The following is a 3,055-nucleotide window of genomic DNA, read 5'->3' as shown; positions in this document are numbered from 1 at the left end:
CTGAGTAAATTAGTTAATGTATTAGCTCCCGTAACTGCTGTTACGGTATCGGTGATGGTTCGTGTCCCAATTATAGTGTCTGTCGCTGATCCTGCCGTATTTGGCAATAGGCCATCAAAGGCCGTATTAATATTATTGATAGCAGACTGCGAATCATTAATTCCTTGACCCCAGTTATTAGCATCTGTATTTAAAACGGTGTCATTTAATGCCCAGCTTGTTTTTTGATCAGATGCTAATGTTGTCGCAACCGGTCTTTCTGCCATTTAACTTCCCTCCTTAAATGTAATTGTATGCGTCATTCGTACACCCAGCGGCACGGGGACATATACAGTAGAGGACGTAAGAACTACATTACTAGAGTTTAACAGCTCTACTAGCGTAATTGTAGACGCTTGTGTAGGGGTTACGTCATATTCCACTGTGGTAACTGCTGCACTTGATGTCTTTATTTCAAAAATGGTAATTAATACCGATCCGTTGATTCTTACTTTTACTATATCTGTCGCGGTAAATGCTGCGACATCAGCCAATAATCCGGGTTGTACGCTTCCTGATGCTGCCACTACAATGATCCCTCCATCTGAAAAACTTAAAAACGGTTTTTGCCCTAAAATCCAGGACGTTCCAAGATGATAATTATAAACATATTCACCAAGACTTACGCTTTCATTTACATACAATCCATGAGGTACTAAAGGCTGATTCACAAATATCATATTACAAGGTTTAACATAGGCAATTGTCGCTACTACTTCGGTATAATAACTTTGATTTTGTGCAGAACTAGCAAGATAAATCGTGTAATTTCCGTGATCAATAGTAAGTGTATATAGCCCTGCGCCTATCAAATTATCAAGTTGCTGTGTCAACCAGGGCACCGTAAAAGGTGGATGCTGGCTAAACCGATTTAAAAGCCGCGTCCTCCTGAAAGCTAATGTTTCTGTTGTGGTATCTGCCAATATGCCAAATAAAGCTTCTAACTTTGTCAGTTTGCCTGAATCTGATGTCTGAATGAATTGATTATCCATTACACCACGGTTTGCTAGACTATCAGGGTCTGCATTGTCCATCGTTGAAATATTACTCCATAATGTATCAATGTCCGGCTGCTCCGCATCCATTAAAGCGTCCGTATCCGTGATATCATCATAATAATCCGGCAAATAATCTTTTAAATCATGTGCCAAGAGTTATCGCCCCCAGTATAGGCAATTGCTGTATTGTTTCATTTTGCGTTAACTCCAAGTCAACTGCAGCACCGTTGATTATCAAACTATTAATATTTAAAACTCCGGATACAGATACCATAGCCGCTATTAATTGGCTGCGATAAACGTACACGCTATAGATGTTTTCCGTGGTGCTTTGCATGGTTCCCCACGCTTTGCGCACAGTCAAAATATATGCAGTCACCGCCGTTTCGATAGCGGATTGCACTTGCGTGATACTATATCCACTAGCTAGTGTTAATGTTGCATCTATGTCTACATCAACAGCGGTCGGTGTAGTTATTGTAACCTGGTGCCCTATTGGAGCAGTACCAAGGCCTGTACCTGATCCGACAACGGGGTCTACCTCTTCCTGGACGGTTTCTACTAAATCATCTGCCGCCACATCGTACGACGTTGTAATAATGCTACACTTTACTGTACCACCGCCATTCCATACAGGATAAACCTGTACAGCTCCTACGCCATCAATAGCTAATATTGTTTTGCGATAATCTTCAATATTGCCACCAAATGCTTGATAGTTAATTTCCTCCAAGTATCTGGCTAATAATGCGTCGTCGTCTTCCTCTGCTGATCCGCTAGTTATTACATCAGACAATACCGCGCTGGCCAACCCCGATATATAAGTAATTGGAGTTAGTACACCGGTGTAATCATTTCCAATTGTGCCTGCTGTTTCCGCTGTTAGCAGATATTTACCATCTACTGTATTACCGTCTGTATCCGTATAGGCGCTAGTGACTTTAAATACAACGCTGTCTGATCCTGTCGGCGTGGAAAATCGACTGCCAATCGATACGGCAAAAGCGGCTGAATTGGAGTCCGCAAAAATACCAATTCGTACTGCTGCAATTGCTTCTTTACGTGTAATCCCTGCTTCAGCTACACGATAATCTAAATAGGTTCCCGTAGCAGTAAGGACGTAAGTCTGCGTCATAATATTCTGCATTTCAATATAAGCCTGTGCCAGTTCTGCACAAACAGGCGCAAGAGCATCATAAATAATACTGCCCTCGCGCTTATCTAGCGTGGTTGGTACCCTGCTTAAAGCATCTGCTAAAATACTATCATAAGTATAACTCGTAAAATTCAGCATTACGTACTCACCTCCGTCGTGGTAGATACAGTTCCATAGGTGGTGTTAACATTAAAAGTACAAGTTAAATTATCGGCTTCGGTTTGCGTAAATACAAAATCAGTGACACTTTCTACTCTGTCGTCTTGCAGTAGAGCTTCAGACACACGCCGTTTAAATTCACTCGTTACATAGTTTAGATCCTTACCAACCAAATCATTTAATTCAATCCCATAATTCCATGTATAAATAAGCCAGTGATACCGTTCCGTCCACAATATTTTTTTAACGGCTTGTTTCATAGCCGCTAATTCATCCACAGTAGTAACTACCCTGCCAGTGTCACGATTCACGTAATAGGTTTTTGTCGGGTAGGTTGTTACTGTTATAGTTGTACTAAGATCTGTAGAGGTAGGAGTTAACCCCATCAGCTCACCACCTTAGATAAAATAATATATTGTTGCCCTCCCATAGCCCGCAGCATAACCACTTTATCACCAGCAGCTAGATCACGATTAATAACAGTGTAAGGAGCTGCTGGGGTGTTATCTCCGGCAGCTCCGTTTACTGTTACACCGCTACTAAGTCCTGGTGTTGTGGTGCCGCTGCGTGAATCAATGTGCGTATGAGTAAGATCTACCTTTTTATAGCAGACTGTTTCGGTTAAATTCAGTACATCTGCTGGCAATAGGATCTGTGGACTAATACGCACTGTCAAAGGACTGGCTGTTTCTACCGTTCCTAT

5 protein-coding genes are annotated in these 3,055 nt (G+C 41.7%); all 5 read right to left on the bottom strand.

What is annotated here, in order from left to right; all coding sequences use genetic code 11:
- Window positions 1-266: hypothetical protein (locus tag BMZ99_RS25635; RefSeq protein WP_217645162.1), on the bottom strand; the 266-nt coding region annotated here is incomplete at its 3' end.
- Entirely contained in the window at window positions 267-1,190 is a 924-nt protein-coding gene (locus BMZ99_RS25630) for a putative phage tail protein (RefSeq protein WP_090944912.1), read from the bottom strand. It lies immediately after the preceding gene.
- Window positions 1,180-2,331 (bottom strand): baseplate J/gp47 family protein, encoded by a 1,152-nt coding sequence (locus BMZ99_RS25625; RefSeq protein ID WP_090944908.1) that lies wholly within the window; start codon window positions 2,329-2,331, stop codon window positions 1,180-1,182. Before BMZ99_RS25625 ends, BMZ99_RS25630 begins: the two co-directional genes overlap by 11 nt.
- Window positions 2,331-2,738 (bottom strand): DUF2634 domain-containing protein, encoded by a 408-nt coding sequence (locus tag BMZ99_RS25620; RefSeq protein ID WP_090944904.1) that lies wholly within the window; start codon window positions 2,736-2,738, stop codon window positions 2,331-2,333. Before BMZ99_RS25620 ends, BMZ99_RS25625 begins: the two co-directional genes overlap by 1 nt.
- On the bottom strand, window positions 2,738-3,055 hold a 318-nt coding region (locus tag BMZ99_RS25615), incomplete at its 5' end, for a DUF2577 family protein (RefSeq protein ID WP_139214866.1). The genes BMZ99_RS25615 and BMZ99_RS25620, both read right to left, overlap by 1 nt.

Source organism: Pelosinus propionicus DSM 13327 (assembly GCF_900114615.1).
In the GTDB taxonomy this organism is placed as follows: domain Bacteria; phylum Bacillota; class Negativicutes; order DSM-13327; family DSM-13327; genus Pelosinus; species Pelosinus propionicus.
Note: the sequence above shows the minus strand (reverse complement) of the source record. Positions and strands in the feature narration are given on the sequence as shown.